Origin of the sequence: Rhodoblastus sphagnicola, from assembly GCF_002937075.1 — a bacterium.
Classification (GTDB): Bacteria; Pseudomonadota; Alphaproteobacteria; order Rhizobiales; family Beijerinckiaceae; genus Rhodoblastus; species Rhodoblastus sphagnicola.
In genome coordinates this window covers 58,488-79,608 of sequence record NZ_NHSJ01000096.1, presented here as the reverse complement: position 1 = coordinate 79,608, position 21,121 = coordinate 58,488, and the positions used below count along the sequence as shown (strand labels likewise).

Sequence of the window (21,121 nt, the reverse complement as noted above, 5' to 3'; positions counted from 1 at the left end):
CGGCCCATTCATCGTTGGCTTCCAGCAGGATCGCGCCGATCAGGCGGGTGATGGCGTCTTCGTTGGGAAAGATGCCGACGACTTCGGTGCGCCGCTTGATTTCGCCGTTGAGGCGCTCGATCGGATTAGTCGAGTGCAACTTTGTCCGATGCGCCGTCGGAAACGCCATGTAGGCGAGCACGTCCGCCTCGGCCTCGTCCATCAAGGCGGCGAGTTTGGGCGTCTTTGGCCGCAACTGGTCGGCCACCTTGCGCCATTGTCCGCGGGCGGCCTCGGCGTCGTCCTGGGCGAAGGCGGCGGCGACGAAGGCCGACACGACGCGTCGCCCGCTCTTGGTGGCGTGGGCGAGAACATTGCGCATGAAGTGGACGCGGCAGCGCTGCCAGCTCGACGTCAGCACTTTCGACACCGCCGCCTTGATGCCATCGTTGGCGTCGGAGATCACCAGCTTGACGCCGCGCAGCCCACGGCGGCGCAACTTGTGCAGGAAATCCGTCCAGAAAGTCTCGGCCTCTGAGGGACCGATGTCCATGCCCAGCACTTCGCGACGGCCATCAGCGTTGGCGCCGACCGCGATGATCACCGCCGCCGAGACGATACGGCGGATGTCGCGGACTTTGACGTAGGTGGCGTCGATCCACAGATAGGGCCAGTCGCCTTCGATCGGGCGGTCGAGGAAGGCTTTGACCTTGCCGTCGATCTCCTCGCACAGCCGGCTGACCCGGCTCTTGGAAATGCCGCTCATGCCCATCGCCTTGACCAGATCGTCGACCGAGCGCGTCGAAACGCCCTGGATATAGGCCTCCTGAATGACGGCGGTCAGCGCCTTCTCGGCCATGCGGCGCGGCTCCAGAAAGCCCGGGAAATAGCTGCCCTTGCGCAGCTTCGGGATGCGCAGTTCGACCGTGCCGGCCCGCGTCTCCCAGTCGCGCGCCCGATAGCCATTGCGCTGGGCGAGGCGCTCGGGGCTCTTCTCGCCATAGTCGGCGCCGGTCAGGCCGGCGACCTCCATCTCCATCAGCCGCTCGGCGGCAAAGCCAAGGTCGCCGCGAACCACGTTCGCGCCGCCTCGCAGCAACTCGACGAACAGGCCCGGCGCCAGCGCGCCGAGGTCGATCGCTTCATGGGCGACATCGCAGCTTGATTCTCCCGGGCAAGCGCCATGCCGCATAAGTTCAGTCGGTGAGACCGGAAAAGCCGACATCATGGGCTCGGCAGTAGTGAAGATCGGCAGCGTTTTTGTCGGGGCGGGCGCGGTTCATCGACACCCGCCGATGCCGGCATCGACGGAATCTATTTGCTTACTGACTGCCGACGGACGCCCGCCGCTCCGCAGCGAGACCTGCCACCTGTTCGTCCGTCATTTCACCGACGCCGAGCACCTGATAAGGGCTGCTTGGGTCGTAGGTCTGCTGGTCCGGGCGGTTGCGACGGCGATCCGCATCGCCGTCGTTCGGCGTCTCTCCGGAGCCCCCGCCATAGCCGAGCACCTCCACGATGATGACCGACGGCCGGTCTGATCCGCCGTTCTGGGCGGGCGCCGCAGCCTGTTGCGTCGTGGCATTCGCGGTCGAGGCCTCGATCAGGCCGCCGATGTTGGGCGCCTGAACCGTGGCAATGCCGGTCGTTGCTCCGCCGACCTTGAAATTGTCGGCGTTGACCACGCGCAGCGCCGCGACGAAGAGATTGCCGGCGGCGCGCACACCGGCATCGCCGGCATCGACCGCGCCGCGCGGCGCCAGCAGATAGACGTTCGGCGCGTCGGCGCCGGGATCTGGCGGCAGCGCGGCGATGCCCGCGCCTGACGTGGCTCCGGCCTGATCGACCGCGGCAAACATATTCTCGCCGATCCGGACTTCGACTGGCGGGAAATTCGGCGTTGTCTTCGCGCCCTGCCCGGCGTTGAGATCGGCATTGGACGACCACATCGTGATGTCGCCGCCCTTGACGGTGAACAACCGGCTCTGGTTGAGCAGGAAGTCGCCGTCGGTGAAGGTGTTGATGGACCCGCCGCGCTGGGTGAGGACGCCTTCATAGCCCGGCGGAATTGCGGCGATGGGCGATACCATTCCCCCTTGCGGGGTCTGTAGCGCGTAGCCCGCATAGTTGCGCCGCGCCGCCTGCTGCGCGGTGCTGACGACCGAGCCGGCCAGCACGCGGCCGCCGGGTCCGAGGATATTGATATTGCCGCCATTCACCGTCTCGATGGCGGCCAGCCGCAGATCGAGATCGCCGGCATGGACGATGGCGCCGTCATTCGCGCCGCCTTGCAACCCGTTCGTTGTATAGCCGAGCGAGGCCGGGAACAGGGTGTTCACGGCGGCGTAGCCGCGCGAATATTTCAAGTAGGACGGTCCGTCCTTGATCGACGGCGCCCGCAATTCGTCGAAATAGACCTCATTGATCAGGAACAGCCGCTGGCGCAACGGCGACAGCGTCAGGAACGCCTGATAGGCCTGCTGTTCGGTGATGTCTCCGGCGCCGAACTCCGCCTTCAGAATATCCGCCGCGTGCTTGCGCATCCAGTCGACGAGCTTCGCGCCATAGTCGCCGAGTTCGTTGGCCGCGGCGCCCGGCGCCACATAGGCGTCGCGCAGCGCATCGTAATCCGCGCCCCTGGCCGTGCCGAACTGCACGGTGATGTTGGCGCCCGCCGCCGGCAGATAGGGATTCCAGTCGTTGCCCACGGTGACGATGCCCTCGCCGAAGCGCAGCGTCGATCCCGAGGCTCGTGGGAGGTAATTGCCGTCTCCGGTCCCCGAGAAGTTCCAGTCCTTGATCTCGGCGGAGTTCAGGAACGGCCCCATGTTGCGTCCGGCCTCCACCATCAGGTCGCCGGGACCGCCGAGGATGAAGGTGTTGCCCTGCACAACGGGTTTGGCCGGCACGGCGGGGCCACTGATATCTCCGTTGGGCTGGAGGCTGAGATTCTGGGAAGCGACGAGCGTCGTGGTGGCGATCAGGTCGCGGCCGGCGACGATCCGCGTCACGTCGGTCGGGCTGAGGTTCTGGCCGAAGAACACCATGTTGACGATGTCGCGCCCGGCTTCGATCCGCGCCTGCTTGGGCGTCGAGAGCGTCACGCCCTTGACCGCCGTGCCGATATCGCCGCCCGCGTAGATGTGGACCGGCTTTTCGTCGCCGGCATGGGTTGTCGCGGCATTGTGCAGCCGTTCGAGCTGCGCCTCGCTCATGCTGGCGATCACCCGCGGGAAATCGAACTGATAATAGGCATTCGCGGGAAGCACGGTGAAAGACTTGTCGAACAGGACATTGCCGCCGAGGGTGAACAGCCCCGGCAGATAATAGGGATCGGAGTCGAGCATGGCGATCTGCGTCGGCCCGATGTTGCCGCCAGCGAGGATGCCGAGTTGTCCCACGGGGCTCGGCGCCATCAGAATCGCGTTCGGCGCGCCAATATTATATTCCGGCGGTGAATTTGCTGCGGCGCCAAGATAGCCGACCGGTGACGCCAGCGTGCGCAGATTCACATCGCCCAGCAGCGAGGCCAGCGTCAGCGTACCGGGATAGATCGCATAGGCGCCGAGCCGAATGCCTGACAAAGCCGGCGCCACCATGCCGGAGTTGGACACGGTGATCGCGCTATTGGCCACCATGTTCAATGCGCTGCGATCCGAATAGAAGCCGTCGAGCTGGCCTATGCCCATGATGCTGATGCGGCCACCCGCCGCCAGATCGACGGTGGCGTCGTCGATCCGGAACTGGGTTTCGCTGTTCAGCACGATCGGGACATCGGCATAATGCCATTTGTTGGCGGGATCTTGATAGGCGATGCTGTTAAATCCGGTCATGACCGGAAGGTCGCCGATGCTGCCGCCCGCCGAAAGCCGCGCCTCGCCGCTCGGCGCATCGATCCGCGCCCCCAGAATGTCGGACCCGGCGCGGATCGCGACGTTGCCGCCGCCCAGGGTGAGCAACACTTTGGTGGCGCTGCCATTCATCGTCGCCACGCCGGTGACAAGCGACGTATCGGCAACCGCGAGGATATCCGACGCCTTGCCGCCCGCATCGATGCGGATATTGCCGCCGCCCAGCGCGCCGATGCCTGCGCGGAACAGCTGCGGATTGATCGACGCCATCGTGGCGTCCTGCGTCACGCTGCCGATCCGCCACGGTTGATCGTAAGCGAGCGCAGGCAGCGATCCGTTCAGGAAGGTCACCTTCCCGATCCACGGCGATAGCGGCCAGCTGGCGTTCCGATTGTTAGCAAGGACGCCGAACGACAGGTCGCGACGGCCGAGCACGTCGCCCTGGGCGGTCACGCCGATGTCGCCGCCGCCAACGAGTTGCATCGTGTCGGCGATCACCACGCTGGCGATGTCCCTTCTCCCGCCGTCTCCCGTCACACCATAGGTGAACACCGGCGGCGCGCTGAAGATCGAGGTCGTCGATGCCAGCGCGGTGATCTGGACGGCAGCGCCGGTCGCCGGATCGGGCAGAACCTCGGAGATCGAAGCGACGGGATGGCCGGCCGTGTAGACCGCCGCGCCGCCCAACTGCCCTTTGCTGATATCGGGCGTGGTGTCGGCGCTGCCGTCGGACTTGATGTATTGAATGGCGCTGCCGCCGGTCAGATCGACATTGCCAGCGGCGGCCATGCGGATGCTGCCGGCGCCGGTGCGCACCACGGTCTGGGGAAGCAGCGGGATGGCCACCTTTTGGGCGCCGCCGAAACCGCCGGGATATTGTTGCAGGAATTGAGAGAACAGGGAAACGGAGATCGTTACCTGATGGTTGTAGTAGTTTGGATCCGTCCAGTTGACGACGTGAGCATTCGGATCTGCAGCAAGGGTCTGGTTGATGAAGGTGGCGAGATTTGGCGGAACGTCTGATGCGTATTGCAGGGTGATCGCGGCGTCACCGGAGAGGCCGGGAATCAGGTTCTGCAGATAGGCGTCGAAGCCGGGCTGTCCTGCCCGGAACAGGGGGCCCAGCACTCCAGTACCATCGGGGATGTCGTCCGCCCCGACCAAAAGGCCGCCGGGAGCACCGATCATTGCCGGCGAGATATACATCGTCTGAGGTTTGGGGCCATCGACGAGGAGATTGCCGGCAGAGGCAGCGGCGATGCGCAGCGGATCGACGCTGGACAACGCAGCTCCCGCCGTCAGCCGATAATCGGAAGACGCAACGATCTGGCCGTTGGGCAGCAATGGCATGACCACGGCGCTGGCGAGCGGGTCGCCGACGCCGCCCGCCCCGGTGCCCTGAGCCGCTGGCGAATTCCCGACCGCGCTGAAAGGAATGGTCGGCCTCGGCAGCGGCCCGCCGCTGGCAGGGTTCGGGGTGAGCTGATCGATGCTCTGACCGCCCCAATACTGCGTATCGAAGATCAAATTGCTTCCGCCAAAATAACCATTCGGATCGAAATTGGTCGCCGGATTGTCTAGATAGGTTTGCCAGCTCACATAGCTGCTGCCATTGGCGCCCTGCCAAGCGCCAAGCAACAGGGTCGTGTCAGATGAGCGTTTGGCGTACAGATAGCTCTGATAGGTCGCGTCATATTGATCGCGGAACTGGAAGAAGCCGTCGGTCAGGCTGCCCTGGAGATGCAGATCGCCACTGGCGCGCAGCGAGACCAGCGGCGCGGCGCCGGTCGCTCTGCCGCCGACGCGGTAGGTCATGGTGGTGTAGTTCGCCAGCAGGTCGGCCTCGCGGCCGACGACGACGTAATCCTGCCCGCTAAACGAATCGGTCGCCATCGCGCCGGCGGCCTGGGCGGCCGTCACGTTGACCGCGCCGGCGCCGAGATTCCAGTTCGAGGCCAGCGTGATGTTGCCGTCGTGTCTTAACTCGACGCCGGGCCGGGCGTTGAAATTGGCCTGCGCGTCGAGCCCGCCGAGGTTTCCATGGGCCGCCGAGACATCGAAACCCTGGACGAATTCGACCACCGTGCCTGCGCCGTTGTCGCCGAGGAAGTTCAGTTTCCCGACGCTGGTTGTCGCGCCGTTGGGATTGGCGGTGTCGAGGTCGGCGGTCACGTCGAGCGTGATCGTGTTGGTCGTCGCGTCGCGGGTGACGCCGCTGTAGAGGCCGCTGGCGGCGACAGTGGCGAGGTCCCAACGCTTGAAGCCTTCAAGATCGATGGCGCGTGCGCCCTTGATGCTGCCTGCCGATGCGACGCTGACGTTCACCGTCTTGTCGCCATTGCCGTCGGTGACAACCGGCGCGCGAAAACTGACGATGCCGCCCTGGTCGCCCTGCACATATTGATAGTTGACGGCGCCGTTGCGCATGACGCGCACCAGCCGGTCGCCCGGGCGGCTGGCCGAGGCGTCGATCGCCGCGCCCGCATTGATCGCGATGCTGCCGCTGTCGGCTGTGGTCCCCTTGACGCTGCCGTCGGCCTGAATGACGCCGCGCCCGGTCAGGAAGTCGGCGCCGAGGGTGATGTTGCCGGCCTTGGCCTGCCGGGTGTCGTCGGCAGCATAGCCGCTGGCATGGGCGTCGAGTCGCGCGGCGCCTTGCAGCGTGACGCCATTGACACCATAGAGTTCGATGTCGCCGCCATTGACGCCGGAGGTGTCGATGGTGCCCCCAATGGTGACGAAGCCACCATCGGCGGTCAGCTTGACAGCGCCCGATTTGAGCACCTGCCCGGCGGCAAGCACGATGTCGCCGCTGCGGGTGCGCACGTCGAATCCGGCAGTGAAGCCGTTGGCGACGACGCGGTCGTTCATGGCGACCAGATCGATGCTGCCATTGCTGTCAAGCGCGAAGCTGCCGCCCTTGGCTCCCGCGCCGCCCTTGCCGTTCAGAACCGCCGTACCCCAGTCGACCGCGCCGTTCGGGGTCGTGAGCTTGAGATTGCCGCCATTGCCGGCGCCGCCGCCGACCGACAGCAAGGCATCGCCGAGCGCGATGCCGCCACTGCCGAGCGCCACGAGCGACAGCGCGCCGCCGGGCGCCGACACGGTCTGCGGATCGGCGGCGTCGCCGAAGGTTTTGCTGTAGCCCGGCGCTTCCAGCACAGCGCCGTTCGACAGCACGAGATTGCCGCCCGCATTCACGGTGAGCGAACCGGCGGTGGCGCGCAGACGCGTTCCGGCGATCGAGACGCTGTTGCCGGCGATGGTCAGCGATGAGCCGGGAATGCCCGGAAGGTTGGCGACGTCGATGGCGGTTGTGCCGGCATTGCTGACGTTCACCGCGCCGGTCGTTCGCAGCGTCACCGTGGTCGCGGACTTCGAGCCCGTACCGGCCACGGCGCGGTCGCCGATATAGGGCGTGACCAGGGCCAGATTAGCTGACCCCACATCGATCACGCCATTGCCGGCGGTCGAGAACATGCCGTTCGCCGCGGCAAGGCTGACGCTCGCGAAATTGGCGGTCGCGAGCGTGCCGCTGCCGATCCAGATTTCGGTCGCGGCGATCGAGAGCGCGCCGCCGCCGGTGACAGGCGCGCCCGCCGTGCCTGAATTCGTCAATTGCAGTCGCGTGCCGTTGATCGTAACGGAGCCGCCCTGCCGCGACTCCAGCGTGGCCGCGTCGAAGGTCATGGCGCCGAACGAATAGCTGCCGTCGTCGAAGCCGATCGAGCCCTGCGAGCGAAGCGTCAGCGAACTGCCCTGCGACAGCACCGCCAGCAATTGCGGCGTGATCGCCAGCGCGCCGGCGGCGACGTTGCCGCTGGTAAAGGCCAGCGCGCCGGCGCCGAAGGCGATGTCCTGACCGCGCAACTGCGCGCCGCTCGCGATGGCGGCATTGTGCGAGGTGTCGAGGCCGATCGCATTGCCCTGCAGCGTCACGTTGCCGACATTGAGATTGGCGGCGAGCCCCGCCGGGCTGCCGGGATTGGTGGCGGACACCGGCGTACGCAGCCGCTGCACCACGCGCTGCGGACCATTCGCGACTCGTAGGAATGCGCCGATCGCGATCTGGGAGGGCGAGAGATAATTGGTCTGCTTGTTGCCAAAGAAGTCGAGGGTAATGTTGGTAATGATCTGCCCGTCGATGACATAGGCGCCAGCGCGCTGGTCGCTCAGCGCGCCGGTGGCGATGATTGTCGCGCCATCATTCAGCGTGAGGCTCGACGCGATGCTGCCGCTCGAGCCGTCATCGACCGCAAGCAGGATTTCCGGTCCCACCAGAGGATTGGCGGCGTCGTTGGCGACCAGGATGCTGCGCGCGGTGAGCGCAAGGCTGGTGGCGCCGTCGGCATTGTCGGTGCGCACGCCGCCGATCAGCAGGCTCTCCGCGTTCAGCCGGTTCAGGCCGGCGGCGGTGAGGTGGATGGCGCCGTCGTTCGGCGCGGCGGCCAGTGTGGAGACGATGTCGATATTGCTGCCGCTGATATCAACCTGCGCGCCGCGCCCGCCGGGCGCCGCAGCCGCCATCACGCTGGCCTCGATGCTCAGGGCCGTGACCGGGTTCAGCACCAGCCGGCCGGCGTCGAGGCCGGTGCGCGGGACGACAGCGCCATTGCCGGTCGCCTTGGTGATCGCAAAATTGTTGCCGGAGGTCAGCACGATCTTGGAATAGGACCGGATCACATCCTGCGACTGCACGCTGAACAGCCGGAGCTGGGACTGCGAGGCGCCGGAGAGCGCGTCGCCGTAGTATCCCGAAGTCAGAAGCGAGCCGTCGGCCTGGGCCACAGAGAGACCGGGGGTGACGTAGTTCGCGCCGGTCTGCTCGACCACCCGCATGCCGCCCGGCAACATCGCATATTGCGCCGGCAGCAGCGTGTACCAGCCCGCGGCCACTCCGTTGCCGCCGGACAGATAGACCCGCTTGCCGACCTCGGAAGCCGCGGTCAGGCTGGGATAATTTGCGGAATAGATCGGATCGTAGGCCGCGACCGGCGCATTCGAAAGCCCCGGCGCGATCGCATAGACCTGTCGCCCATCGGGGTATTGATAGCCGACGCCGTTGATCTTGTTGCCGCTGTATTGGTCGGAATTAAACTGGCTGAGAACGTCGTGGGAACCGCCCGTGCCGGCGACGAATTCATAGGCATAGACGTCGCCGCCGCCGGAGAGATCGATGGCGGCGCCTGCGGCGAGCGTGATGATGCCGCCATTGAGGCTCAGCGCCTTGGCGGGAGGCGCGGTCAAGGCGTTGTTGCTGGTCGGAGCAAAATACCATTCGACCGTGTCGGTCGTGGCGCCGTAGGGAATCGACAATCCGTTCGCCGAGACGCCGGTGATGCTGCCATTGGCGAGGACAACGCTTTTTGTTGCCGGCGCATAGGTCGTGGTGAAGTCAGTGGTTTTCGCGGTGGACGCCGCATTGCTGCCGAGCGTGAGCGTGCCGAACGGCGCCCGGATGACGCCACCCTGGATGATGTTCGCCGCTTGAATCAGCAGGTTGCCGCCGGCCGAATAGGGCGTCGCGGGCGTGGCCGCGCTGCTGCGGCCGATGGTGATGGCGCCGTTGGCCGCCGCCGAGGTGATGGCGAAGCTGGAGCCGGTGGTCGGGTAGATCTGCCCCGCGATCATGGTGAGATCGCCATTGGCCGCGATCATGCCTCTGAGCGACGGGGTGCTGGCGGTGACGCCCGAATAGGTCACCTTCCACGGCGCCACGCCGGTCAGGCGGATGTCGCCGCTGGCATTGAAGGTCGCATTGGCGACCGATTTGTCGAACAGCACCGTGCCGGTGATGTCGATCTGGCCGGCGCGGAAAGTCACGCTGCCGCCGGCCGCTGTTCCGGTGGTGACGAGCGCGGCCTGATCGACCTGGTTCTGCAGCGCGATATAGGGGGCTTCGATCGCCAGCGCGCCGCCGGTGGAAATGACCGAGGTGAACGTCGCCGCCTTCAGGGAGTCCAGCCCGCTGAAAGGTTTGGGCAGCAGGAAGAAAGCGCGGTCGAGCCCCACCCTTGCATCGCCCTGAGAGGTGATGTCGCCCATCGCGACGAAGGTGTCGAAGCCGGCCTGAGCCAACATGTCGGCCGAGATGACGTTCGCCGTCGGCGCCGCCGGATCGTGTTGCGTGAAGATCGGGTTGAGAAACTGCAGCGCGCCGCCCTGCGCATCGGCGCTGCCGCCCTGGGCATGGATGGTGGCCCCGGTCAGCGTGGCGCCCGCGCCGGCGGACAAGGCGCCGGCGTCGCTCCAAACCGGTGTGCTGACATAACCTGCGGGCCGCAAGCCGGACCGCGAGGCCGGAACATCGAAGGCGCCGGCGGCGCCGGACAGATCGAGCACCGCGCCGGGGCGCGCAATGAGGGCGCCGCCAACGCGAATCGGCGACGTGATCGACGTTGTATCGGTGGCAATCGTCGGCATCGTCGCCAGCGTGCCGCCGCCGACGACGACGCCGGCGGCGATCGATCTGCCGCTCCGATCCGCGGCGAGCGGATTGAGGATCACCGCGCCGGACAGATCGGTGACGCTGCCGGCGGCGAGCACGACGCCTTGACCCTGGTCGAGAACCCCGGCCTTGTAGATGGCGCGATTGGCGGCCAGAGTGATGTTCGTGATCCCGCTCAACCGGCTGGCGTCGTCGAGATAGATTTCCCCGTCGGCCCTGATCGTGAAGATGTCGGACAAGGCATGGACGCCGAACGGGCCGCTGGCGGCCGAGGTGGCGGCCGCCGCATAGATGCGCGGCAGCACCATTTGCTGCGTGATCGAGCCGCCGGCGATCCGGATCGAGCCCTCGTTCAACAGCGCGCCGACCATCAGCGAACTGCCGGCCGCGCCGGTGACGCTGCCGCCCTGCGCGACCCGCAGCTCCAGCGCCCCGCCCAGCACCAGGCTGACCGCGCGCTGATTCCACGCATCGGCCGGCGCCGACGCCGTCAGCAAGGTGTTGATGTCGCCGCCGCTGTCGAGCGCGAGCAGCGATTGCTGCAGGTCGGCGCTGAACAGGTTCGGCAGCACCGACTGCTGCAGCGCCAGCGTCTGGCCGGCGCCGATGGTGATTGTCTGCACCGCCAGCAAGGCGTTGTTGCCGACAATGCCATTGTTGAAGGTATTGGGCGTCAGCTCCGTCTTGGTCGAGGTGATGTTGTATTTGGCGAAGCCGGCGGTTGAAAAGAAATCGAGAGGCAGCGCCGCGCCGACCGAAGCCGGCTGGGTTCCCAATGCAAATTCTGGCGTCACCAGAGTGAAGTCGCCGCCGCCGCCGAGGCCGTGGGCTTTGATGGCCGCTGGATCGAGCACCAGATGCGCGTTGACGCGATCCGGGTTGATCGAGGTTCCCTCGAATTGATTGGGGCCGATGGTTGCGTCGACCTGGAAGCCTGGGAAGTGGTTGTCGGGATCGGTCTGATAGTAGCCGACATTCATCGACAGCGACAGGCTGCCGCCTTTCGCCGAGAGGTCGACATTCCTCTTGCGATCGACTCGGCCGCCGCCGGACAGGTTGAGGGTCGAGCCGGCGCCGACAAGAATACTGCCCGAGATGTCCCGCACCTTGGCGATATCAATAACCGAGTAAGTCGAAGTATCGACGGGCAGGTTGGTGACCGCGAAGGCGTTGCCCCTGTTGTCGAGCTTCTGCAGAATATTGGCTGCGGCCTTGATCGAGATGGCGCCGCCGTTGCTCCAGGCCCTGTTCTGGATGTAATTCAGCGGCGCAGTGTATTCGTTGACCCATTGGCCCGCGACCGAGAGATCGCCGGCGACGGCGATGTCGAAATCGCCCAACGCCGCAATCTTGCCGACGTTCGGACCGACCAGCGATCCGCTTCCCAGTATATAGGCGGTCTCCAGCGAAATCCGGCCGGAGGGCGCCGAGACGTCGCCGTTGATCGCGATGCTGCGCCCGGCGGTCAAGCCGAACACGCCACCAGGATTGAGCGTGACGCCGGCGCTGGAATCGACTGTGATCTTGCCAAGCGTGGAGAGCGAGACCTGGCTGAGGCCGGAATTCGACAGCAGCCCGTCGGTCAGGAACAGGATGTTGCTCCGGCTGGCGGGCATCACCGGCCCCGTCGCCGGGGTCGGTGCGATGTATTTTCCGGTGTCGGCGGCAATGGCGCCGCGCGTCCAACCGTCATAGGCGCTGTCCGGCGCCACCGGCGCGGAGTGGGCGATCATCGCATCCGAGACGCCGTTGACGATCAGCGCGCCGCCCGCGGGCAACTGGCCGCTCGACGATTGCACGGCGCGCAGGTCGCCGGTGACGCTCGACGTACCGGCGCCGGCCTTCGAATCGGCAAGCTGGCGGTCACCGGCGTAAACCTGGGCCGATAATGTGGCGTCGAGGACGAGCGTCGCGGCGGTCGCCGTCAAAGCGCCGGCGTCCCGGCCTTCGGTATAGGCCGGAACATATTGACTGTTCATCCGCAGCGGATCTGTCCACGTCTCGGTGAGGCCCCAGTGCGCGTGGTGGCGCGTGAAGCCCCCGGCGATTCCGACATAGACCGCGTTCGGATCGGCATCGCCGATATCGACGATGCGTCCGAACTGATCAATCAGCTTGGTGGTGCGGATCGCGCCGGCCTGAAAACGGGTCCAGCCGCCGGACGTGTTGATGAGCGATCCTGCCCTGAGATAGACGTTGGGGGTGTTGAAGACCTGCAGGGCGCCGGCCGCCGCGTTCGCCGCCGGGCCGAAGGCGACATTGCCCGCCCTGGTCATCAACCGGTCGGCGCTGAGGCCGACAAGCTGATAATAGGCCGTGGCGTCGATCAGCGGCGAGCCGATCCAGGCCACGCCGTCGGCGCGCACGCCGGAGCGGCGCGGATCGAGATAGATGGCGGCGCCATTCAGGAAGCCATCGCGGTATAACGGGCTGTCGCGCAACTCGTTTTTCTTGGCCGGATCGATCACGATCTGGACTTGCCTGATCGGCGCCTGGACGTCGGTCAGACCGGCGACATTGATCTCGGCGTCGGCGTCAATGAGTATGCTTTGATTGAGAGGGACGCTGCTCGACCCCCGAAGCACGCTTGCGCCGAATTGCGCGTTCGCGCCCGGCGCGAACAGGAAGGCGCCCGACTGCATCTCGATGGTGTTGGCGTTTTCGCCGATCCTGATCGCGGAGGGCTTGTAGGCGGAAAGTGATGTCGGATCCTGCGGAATGGTCTCTCCTCCGCCGTCAGGGAGAATCGCCAGCAGCGCGCCGACCCCCAGGCGGACATCGCTGCCGTCGATGGTAATCGAACCGTTGCGCGAGACGCTCGTCGTCGTGGAGAGGACGCCATCGTTGTAACTGGCGCCTCCGACCGTGAAGTAAGTGTTCCGGTTCGGACTGACGAGCGTGATGTTGCCGCGATCCGCATCGATCAGCCCGCCGGCCTGGTTCCAGACAAAATAGCCGGACGCGTTGCTCCCGCCCTGTACGAATGGCGCGAGGCCACGGACGTTTGTATCGGGCTGGGCGCCGTAGAGCGGCGCGGCGTCTCCGGTCGCCCCTGTTGATGGCGTCAGCAGCAGGGCCGAGTCGGTCGCGGCGAGAATGATCTGTCCCGCCGGGGCGGAAATCCGCCCCGCATTGGCGACATGGGGGGCGGTGAGAAGAACACGACCGCCATCGGCGGCGACGATCGAGGCCCCCTGGGCGACGCTGATCGTCCCGGTGGTGGGGACGACGGTCGTCGGATTGTTGCCGGGGCCGGTCCGGGGGACGCTGAACGCTGAAAATTGCGCGAAGGTCGAGAGGTCCCCGTTATTGTTGTTGGGCCCCGTGGAGGCATCGTAACCCAAAAGCCCGTTCTGCAGGAAGTTCTGGTTGCGCCAGGCAAGGTCGGTCGGAATGGCCTTTTGCGCGCCGCTGACAGTGGTGTAGATCGCCGAGGGTCCGACATCGAGCGTGGACGCAATCAGGCTGCCGACGTTGATCTGGCCGCCGGCGCCGAAGATGATGCCGTTCGGGTTAATCACCAGAACGGTCCCGTCGGACTTGATCGCGCCGAGAATCCGGCTCGGAGCCAGGTTTGGATCGATCACGCGGTTGAGCGCGACCCAGTCGCGGTTGCCTTGCTGATCGAAGCTGAGATCGGTCTGCCCGCTGATATTGAAGGTGCGCCAGGTCAGCACCGCGTTTTTCTGCGTCTGGGCGATGCCGACCTGGCTTCGGCCGCCCTGAAGCGTCTGCGTCGGCAGGTTGGCGCCGATCCAGGTCGCGCCAGCGCCGGTCGCCCGGTCCAGTCCTCCCGCTTGCAATCCGTCTGTAACGCCACTCGGCGCCGCCTGCGGGGAGGTCGCGGCGGCGTTGCGCGCGGCCGCCTGCATGGCCTGCAGGGCCTGAATGGCGCTGGCGGCGCGGCTCAAGGCGCTTTGCGCCTGCTTTCCGGCTTGCGCCGCCGCGGCGGCGTCGGCCTGCGATGCGTCGACTGCGGCCTGCGACGGCGAAATCGACAGCGGCGAACCTCCGAGCGGTCGCGCCGAGGCGTCTGGCGACGCCGTCAGCATCGCGGCGACGCTCACCCCCGTGAGAAACCATGCGTGACGGGCGGATCGCCCGGAGGAGAACGACGTCGCATCGGCAGCGCGGCGGTGCATGGCGGACCTTCTCGGCAAGGAATCATCTCGTCAGGCGCCACGGCGAGCGCATGTTACCGGTGAGATGAACGGCGCTGCGCTCGACCGAACGATTCCTGGAGAAAAAATTAAATTAAGCCGGCCACGTTGCGCGAATTCGGCCGGTCGCGGGGTCAGGTCAAAACAATGACGCCGCCGGGCAAGGCGCGGGCTTTTGCACCGAAAATATGCACAATCTGAATGACGATCTTATCGGTTTCGGTTGATAACAGCTGCGCCGTGAGCAACCGGCGGCCGATCTTCTCATTCATCAGCAAGATGCGCCCCATCCGATAGCGATTGATCTCAGCGATCACCTGCGAGACCGGTGTGCCCTCGAAGACCAAACGCCCCTGTAGCCACGCCGTCACATGATCGGCATTGACCGCTGAAATGGAGCCGATCCCTCGGTCGCCATAACCTGCCTGTTGGCGAGCAACCAACTGCACGGTATGACCATCTCGAGCGATGGCGAGACTTCCGCTTAGGCAAGCGATCGAGACGTCAGAGCCATCACACCGCAGATTGAATTCCGAATCCGTCGCATGGATGCGACCGGCCCCGGCGATGACGGTCAGCTCACCCGTTGAGCCGCCTGTCGAGAACGCCGCCTCTCCGGCAATCAATTCGACTTGCGTCATTTCAGCAGTCTGCGATCGAATGGCGATGCTCGTCCTGGTATTGAGATGCAGCGATAAATGATCGGCAAGCGTCACTTGCCGTTGCTCTCCGACGCCGGTTCGATAATCCGCCCGCAATTCGGAAATGGACGGCCACAGATCCATCGGTGGCTTAACCAATGCATAGATCGCGGTCGCGGCCAACGCGCCGCCGATCACGGCGCGACGCCCCATGGGGGCGACGATCCGTCCAGGAAAGCGCTCAGCGTCCCGGCTCGCTCGCCTCACGCCTTCAGTCTCGTCCATGGGCGCATGCGCGACCAGGCCCAGTGCGTTCCACATACGGCGGGCCTCGGCATAGGCCGCAGCGTGCGCGCGGCTTTGTCCGTACCAGGACTTCATTGCGTCGAGATCCGCCGACGTCATGCTCCCGGCCATGAACCTCGCGATCCACTCATAGGCCTCGCGCTGAAGCGGATTGACGTCGGCGTGAGCCGCATCGTCAATGTTGGCCGGTTGCAGCGTCACCGGATCAAGCTCATCGCGCTTCGTCATCTTGGTCTTCGTGCGCTGCAGTCGAGGTCGCTTGTTCTCTCGATGCTTGGGATGCACCGGGACCGAAACGCTGAACGATATCTCGGTTCAAGCGCGCCCCGCAGTGAATTAATGCGGCTTTCAGTTCTTTTTCGACCAGACGCTGCGAAATCCCCATTTGCTCCGCGATATCACGAAGTCTGGCGCCGCCCACGCGCGCGGCAAAGACGATTTGCTTTCGCCGCGGCGTCAACTCGTCGAAGGCCTGCTGCAAGACCTCAATCTCCTGACGGGCCTCCAGATTTTGCAGCGGCCCCGGCGTTTCATCGATAAAACCGAGAGCAGCGTCCAGATCAGACAGATTATCCGACCGCCGTTCACGCCGAAAGCGCATTCGGGCGATGTTGGTGGCAATCGTCAGAAGATATTGCTTTGGGCTTGCAATGGCTCCGATCCGCGCCGGTCGAGCCAGTCTCAGGTAGGTTTCCTGAAGGACTTCGCCTGCCAGATCTTCCGAACCAAGGCGGCGTGTCAGCACTCTCTTTAACTCGTCGTACTGATCAACCAGCGCACAGCGCAATGTCGTCGCCTGGCTCACATCACTCATGAACGAGCACTCTACCAGAAGCGGCGCTATCGGCTGGTGGACATTGCGCCGCCGCGCGTGATGTCCGCGGCAAAACCATAATCGTCACGGGTTGCGGCATGTCCGGCGGTGGGGCTTGGCCGACGACAAGACTGCGCATCGCAGCAACATAGGCGCGATCGCGTTCTTCTACCCCTGTCGGCTGGCGCAACTCAGCAAGCGCGATGGCCCCTGACGACGCGATCCAAAGCCGAACAATCAGCTCGGACGGATCTGCCTGAAGGGCGGGACTTTTGCAGAATGCGGCGCGCAGGCTGACCTGGATGCGACTGAAGTAGGAGGAGAATTCGACCGTTTTGCTCTTGAGCGCAGCCAAATCCTGCGCCTGCGCGGCAGGTCGCGCCGGCAGAATGGTGGCGGTTCCCGGCACAAACGACTCGACGGACAGGCCGGTCCCCCGCAATAGCCGCCCCAGTGCAATGTCCGGTGAGAAGGAACCACTCACAGCCGATGATCGATGACCTTCCACCAGACTGCTTTCGTAGTAAAGCTCAAGATGAGACGCAGCGCTGAAGGCCCCGAGCGCCGGCGCCAGCGATTGCGCGGGAATATCAAACGGAAGCGAAACCGAATTTAGCAATGGCTGCGCGCAAGCTTGGTCTTGGGAAGCGAGAACCAGCGATATTGCAATGACAAATGCGGTAAAGCCGCCGCGAGCCCGGCTGCCCCCGACAGCAAGCCTGTCCCCGACAGGGAGTGTGCGCGCAATAGACTGGCCCCCCCCCACTGCCACGCATCGTCCAACACCGCCCGCGCCATGACGACCCTGGTCAGTCATGGCATGAACCTGCTGATGAAGGCCAAGATCGGATCGCGTTCCCACGAGAGCTTATTGGAAATGGACGCTAACGAGGAAATATCACGGTTTAACGACAGCAGGCACACCGTTTGGCGGCATCCTGCGACAATTTTCCTGGCGCGGGAGCCTGAAATGAAGCGCTTTGGCGGTTTCATCGGCGCCTTGCTCTTGGCTGGCGTCGCGTCTGCGAGTAATTGCCCATCGGGCGATGCGCTTCTCAAAAACAATACACCGCTCGCCTCGCAATGTCCGAACGGCTTCACGTCCAACCCCGGCGCGCTTGGATCGTCAAACGTTGGAGCGGCGATGCAGAGCCAATCGAGCAATGTGCAGATGATTTCGGCTGCGGCTCAGAACGACGGCGCGCCGGTCGATCTGGCCCTCACCGTCTCCTACCAGGAAGCGCGATTCAATTCCTGCGCCTGCTCGCAGACGGGCGTCAAGGGGCCGATGCAACTGACCCAGCAAACGGCGAAGGGGCTTGGCTAAAATCGCGATATTGACCAGCAAAATATTCAGGGAGGAATGGGCGTACCTTAAACAGGCGGTCAAACTCCGCCTCAGTCATCCGCCCTTCGCGCAATCCGGCGGTCAGTTGCAGTTCCACCTGATCAGCCGCCTTTACGAACGCACCTCGATCGTCGTCCCCCACCAACCTCTCCTTCGGCGAATGGCCGACAGTGTTCGGCGACGCCAAGATGACGACGGCGCTGCTCGACCGGCTCACGCGCCATTGCGACATTGTCGAGACCGGCAACGAAAGCTGGCGGCTGAAAAACCGCGCCTGACCCAAAGACCCATCACTCACCCCACCGCGCGCGCTGTTTGGAGGGGTCAATTTTGGACGCCGATTGACATCCCATGAGAGACCCATCGTCATCAACCGACGCACCAAGGCGCTTGAGTTGCTGCGCAACGGCGCTGGCGTCCTGTCCATGCAAAGCGACCATCTGTGAAAACAGGGGTGTTACCCCTTTGCCATGAGCATCCTTCACTCCCTCTTCATAGCCGCTGCATGCGTCGATCAGACTTGTATGGAGAAGCGAAACGGACGGCGGCGAGACATGACGCGGCAGGACGACCACGACGCGCGCCTCGCCAACGAGGCCCATGACTGGATCGCCCGCGTTGTTGCCGGCGAGGCCACGACGGTCGATGCCGAGGACTTCCGGCGCTGGCGTTACCGCGATGCCGACCACGCAGCAGCCTTCACAGTCGCGGCCAAGCGCTGGCGCAAGCTTGGGCTCGGCTTGCGCGTCGCCATCGATCCCGCCTCGATGGCATGGGAGTGTTACGGCGGCGTGCCCAAGGGCCGAAACTCCGCCAGAAAATCAGCGAGGACGTCCAGCCGCCCGCCCCCAATGCGCCTGAACGATGAGGTCACCATGGTCCACGCTGGGGCGTAAGCAGGGGAAGCGGCGGCGCCGGTTGTCGTCAAACCGTAATGTTAGATTATTAGCATCAACCCCGCGTTGGCTAGGGGTGCGCGCTGACGCGCAATTTCTACCGTCAGCGGGCAGATCGTAGCGCTAGGAAGCTGGAGTTGCTGTCCCGATCTGCCAGGGCGGGGACAGAGGTAATGCGTCAGCCGGCCGAAGCCGAACTGAGACCGGATTATACGAGTTGTGTTGTAGCTGCACCGGCTACATTGTGGCGGCTGTGCGGGGCATGCGCATTGTCCGTGGCAAGCATGGTGGCGGTGTCCGATCTCGTCATGGCTCAAACACGGCCGACGATCGCGCCGATCGAGTTCAATATCCCCTCGCAATCGCTCAACACCGCACTCGGCCGCTATGGCGATGCGACCGGACGCGAGGCCCTCTTCGACGCGAGCCTGGCGGTCGGGCGAGTATCCGGTGACGTTCGTGGAACATTTTCGCCGGATCAAGCGCTCAGCAAGCTTTTGTCTGGCACCGGTTTGGCGGCTGAGTTCGTCGAGGAGACCACGTTCGTGCTGTTGCCGGTATCGACAGCCAATCAGCCGACGAGCCAGCAGGTTCGATCGCCGGAACAGCGGCGCTACTACGGGCTGATACAGGCAAGTCTTCTGAATACATTGTGCCGATCTCGCAATGTGCGGCCAGGCCGCTACCGTTTCGCCGCTGTGTTCTGGATCGCACCAGACGGCGCCGTCCAGAAGACCCAGCGTCTCGGGTCTACCGGCGCGTTTGATTCCGACCAAAAGATTGATGTTGCTCTGCGCAGCGTGCGGGTGAGTGAGTCGCCCCCGGCCGGTTTCGTGTCGCCGGTCCTGATGTTGATCGTGCCGCAAGAGTCTCAAATGACGGCCTGCGACAATATAGATCCCCCCCTCGGACCGGTCGGGATTGGGCGATGACCGATCATGGATTGTCCAATCTCCGTCGTCTGTTCCTCGAACGTTACGACGATCTGAAGGCGCGTTTGACCCAACGCCTCGGCTCGGCCGATCTTGCAGGCGACGCCATGCAGGATACGTGGCTGCGCCTGGCGCGCACGGAATCGATCGGCGTCGTCCAAAGTCCGCGCAGTTATCTCTTCCGCATCGCGTTGAACGTGGCGGGGGATCAGCGCCGGATGGAGCAGCGCCGCCCCATATCGGCTGTGGATACCGAAAGCCTGCTTGAAGTCGCCGACGATATGCCGACGCCGGAACAAACAATACTCGCACGGTCGGACCTGGAGGCGTTCAAAGCAATTGTGGACGAGCTTCCACCCCGGAGACGAATGATCTTTCTGGCGGCGCGGTTCGGCAATGCGTCCCGTCAGGAAATCGCGGACCGGATGGGTGTTTCCCTGCGTCTCGTTGCGAAAGAGCTTCAGTTGGCCCTCGAACATTGTGTTGCGCGCTACAAAGAATTGGAAGATTGAGCGTGCACATGCGGTCGTCGGGAAACGTCTTAGAAGTAAGAGCGTCTGCAATCGCAGCCGGCTTGCTCACGGACGCGGCGGCGAAGGGCGCGAAGATGAGATGAGCAAGGCACATTCTGATCTGGACCAGATTGAACGGGAGGCGGTCACCTGGGTACGAAAGCTCATATCCAAAGACATGGCGCCGGAGGACGCCGCGGCGCTGAAGCTCTGGCGCGCGCGCAGTCCCCAGCATGAAGCCGCATTTGTCGAGACAAAGCGCGTATGGAGTAAGGTCGGCGCCGCCGGCCGCGCCACGTTCGAGCCGGATGAGGACTTTTTAGGCGAACTCGATGCTTTCGGACAACGGCGCAGGACGATGAGTCGCCGCATGGTCTTGAGTGGCGGCGCTACGGTTCTTGCGGGCGCGGCAGTCTACGGCATGCTCAATCCGCCGCTTGGACTTTGGCCATCCTTATCGGAGCTGAATGCGGATTACCGCACTGCTACTGGCGAACAGCGCAATGTCACGTTTGCCGGCGACGTGGCGATTAGTCTGAACACACAAACGAGCCTGGCCGTCCGTCCCGCGGAAGCTGGGGTGGATCGCATTGAACTGATCGTTGGTGAGGCGTCTTTTGAGACGCTGGCGCGTCCGGCGCGATCGCTCGTGGTCCTGGCGGCAAACGGGAGGACCATCGCCGAATCCGGCAGGTTTGATGTTCGCTACACGGCAAGTGGCGAGCATTCTCCGGTCAGTGTGACCTGCTTCGAGGGCGTGGTGCAAATCGAGCGTGGAGCCGAGGTGGCTGAGTTGCGGGCCGGACAGCGCGTGCGTTACGACCTTGCCGGCCTGAGACGGATTGCCGCAATTGATCTGCAGCATGCCTCAGATTGGCAGCGTGGCATCGTCGAATTTCGCGACACCCCGATCGTTGAGGCCATTGAAGAAATCAACCGATATCGGCCCGGCCGCATCATTTTGATGAATGCGGCCCTGAGCCAGAAGCAGCTCAGCGGCCGTTTTCGCATCGACCAGATGAATCAGGTCCTTCTGCAATTGGAGCGCGCGTTCAGCGCGAAACTCCAGCGTTTGCCGGGTGGAATCGTGCTCCTGAGCTGATTTGCCTTTCGGCCCCAGATAAATTTCTAAAAAATCCTTCCAGAGCGTGCACGCCACCCCTTCGGGATTCACTCTTAGCAGTGAGACCTCTCGTAACCCCGAGGCGGCGGCGACATCTCGCTGCTGCATCGG

The 21,121-nt window shown here is 64.4% G+C and carries 10 protein-coding genes and 1 pseudogene; 6 read left to right on the top strand and 5 right to left on the bottom strand.

Annotated features, from left to right (window positions below; all coding sequences use genetic code 11):
• The 5 genes from CCR94_RS15935 to CCR94_RS15915 all read right to left on the bottom strand — a co-directional run.
• Positions 1–1,171 (bottom strand): IS256 family transposase (locus tag CCR94_RS15935; protein WP_244594101.1); only part of this gene is annotated, 1,171 nt, incomplete at its 3' end.
• Between the two features lie 130 nt (positions 1,172–1,301).
• Complete coding sequence (locus CCR94_RS15930; RefSeq protein ID WP_104508835.1) at positions 1,302–14,420, bottom strand: filamentous haemagglutinin family protein; 13,119 nt, start codon at positions 14,418–14,420, stop codon at positions 1,302–1,304.
• 152 nt (positions 14,421–14,572) lie between these two features.
• A complete protein-coding gene (locus CCR94_RS15925; RefSeq protein WP_104508834.1) occupies positions 14,573–15,613 on the bottom strand; it encodes a FecR family protein in 1,041 nt (346 codons plus the stop codon).
• Entirely contained in the window at positions 15,597–16,199 is a 603-nt protein-coding gene (locus CCR94_RS15920) for an RNA polymerase sigma factor (RefSeq protein WP_104508833.1), read from the bottom strand. Before CCR94_RS15920 ends, CCR94_RS15925 begins: the two co-directional genes overlap by 17 nt.
• Positions 16,192–16,818, bottom strand: a complete 627-nt coding sequence (locus tag CCR94_RS15915; RefSeq protein WP_146090043.1) for an STN domain-containing protein — start codon at positions 16,816–16,818, stop codon at positions 16,192–16,194. The genes CCR94_RS15920 and CCR94_RS15915 overlap by 8 nt, the downstream gene beginning before the upstream one ends.
• Before the next feature lie 21 nt (positions 16,819–16,839).
• Here CCR94_RS15915 and CCR94_RS15910 point away from each other — a divergent pair, with 21 nt between their 5' ends.
• The 6 genes and pseudogenes from CCR94_RS15910 (at position 16,840) to CCR94_RS15885 (ending at position 20,989) form a co-directional block, all read left to right on the top strand.
• Positions 16,840–17,526 (top strand): transglycosylase SLT domain-containing protein, encoded by a 687-nt coding sequence (locus CCR94_RS15910; protein WP_146090042.1) that lies wholly within the window; start codon positions 16,840–16,842, stop codon positions 17,524–17,526.
• Between the two features lie 70 nt (positions 17,527–17,596).
• Positions 17,597–17,825 (top strand): annotated as a pseudogene (locus tag CCR94_RS15905) (ATP-binding protein); the annotation flags it as partial.
• A 276-nt stretch (positions 17,826–18,101) separates the two neighbouring features.
• On the top strand, positions 18,102–18,443 hold the full coding sequence (locus tag CCR94_RS24625; protein ID WP_158254789.1) for a FecR/PupR family sigma factor regulator: 342 nt from the start codon (positions 18,102–18,104) through the stop codon (positions 18,441–18,443).
• 173 nt (positions 18,444–18,616) lie between these two features.
• Positions 18,617–19,375 (top strand): STN domain-containing protein, encoded by a 759-nt coding sequence (locus CCR94_RS15895; protein WP_146090040.1) that lies wholly within the window; start codon positions 18,617–18,619, stop codon positions 19,373–19,375.
• The gene (locus tag CCR94_RS15890) at positions 19,372–19,887 is read left to right on the top strand and encodes an RNA polymerase sigma factor (protein WP_104508828.1); all 516 of its coding nucleotides are present in this window, start codon (positions 19,372–19,374) and stop codon (positions 19,885–19,887) included. The genes CCR94_RS15895 and CCR94_RS15890 overlap by 4 nt, the downstream gene beginning before the upstream one ends.
• 100 nt (positions 19,888–19,987) lie before the next feature.
• Complete coding sequence (locus tag CCR94_RS15885) at positions 19,988–20,989, top strand: FecR family protein (RefSeq protein ID WP_104508827.1); 1,002 nt, start codon at positions 19,988–19,990, stop codon at positions 20,987–20,989.
• Positions 20,990–21,121: the final 132 nt, after the last annotated feature.

Excerpts from the sequence above, each read along its gene's own strand:
- CCR94_RS15930 (WP_104508835.1), bottom strand. The coding sequence starts at position 14,420 with ATGCACCGCCGCGCTGCCGATGCGACGTCGTTCTCCTCCGGGCGATCC.
- CCR94_RS15925 (WP_104508834.1), bottom strand. The coding sequence starts at position 15,613 with ATGACGAAGCGCGATGAGCTTGATCCGGTGACGCTGCAACCGGCCAAC.
- CCR94_RS15920 (WP_104508833.1), bottom strand. The coding sequence starts at position 16,199 with ATGAGTGATGTGAGCCAGGCGACGACATTGCGCTGTGCGCTGGTTGAT.
- CCR94_RS24625 (WP_158254789.1), top strand. The coding sequence starts at position 18,102 with ATGACGCGGCAGGACGACCACGACGCGCGCCTCGCCAACGAGGCCCAT.
- CCR94_RS15895 (WP_146090040.1), top strand. The coding sequence starts at position 18,617 with ATGCGTCAGCCGGCCGAAGCCGAACTGAGACCGGATTATACGAGTTGT.
- CCR94_RS15890 (WP_104508828.1), top strand. The coding sequence starts at position 19,372 with ATGACCGATCATGGATTGTCCAATCTCCGTCGTCTGTTCCTCGAACGT.
- CCR94_RS15885 (WP_104508827.1), top strand. The coding sequence starts at position 19,988 with ATGAGCAAGGCACATTCTGATCTGGACCAGATTGAACGGGAGGCGGTC.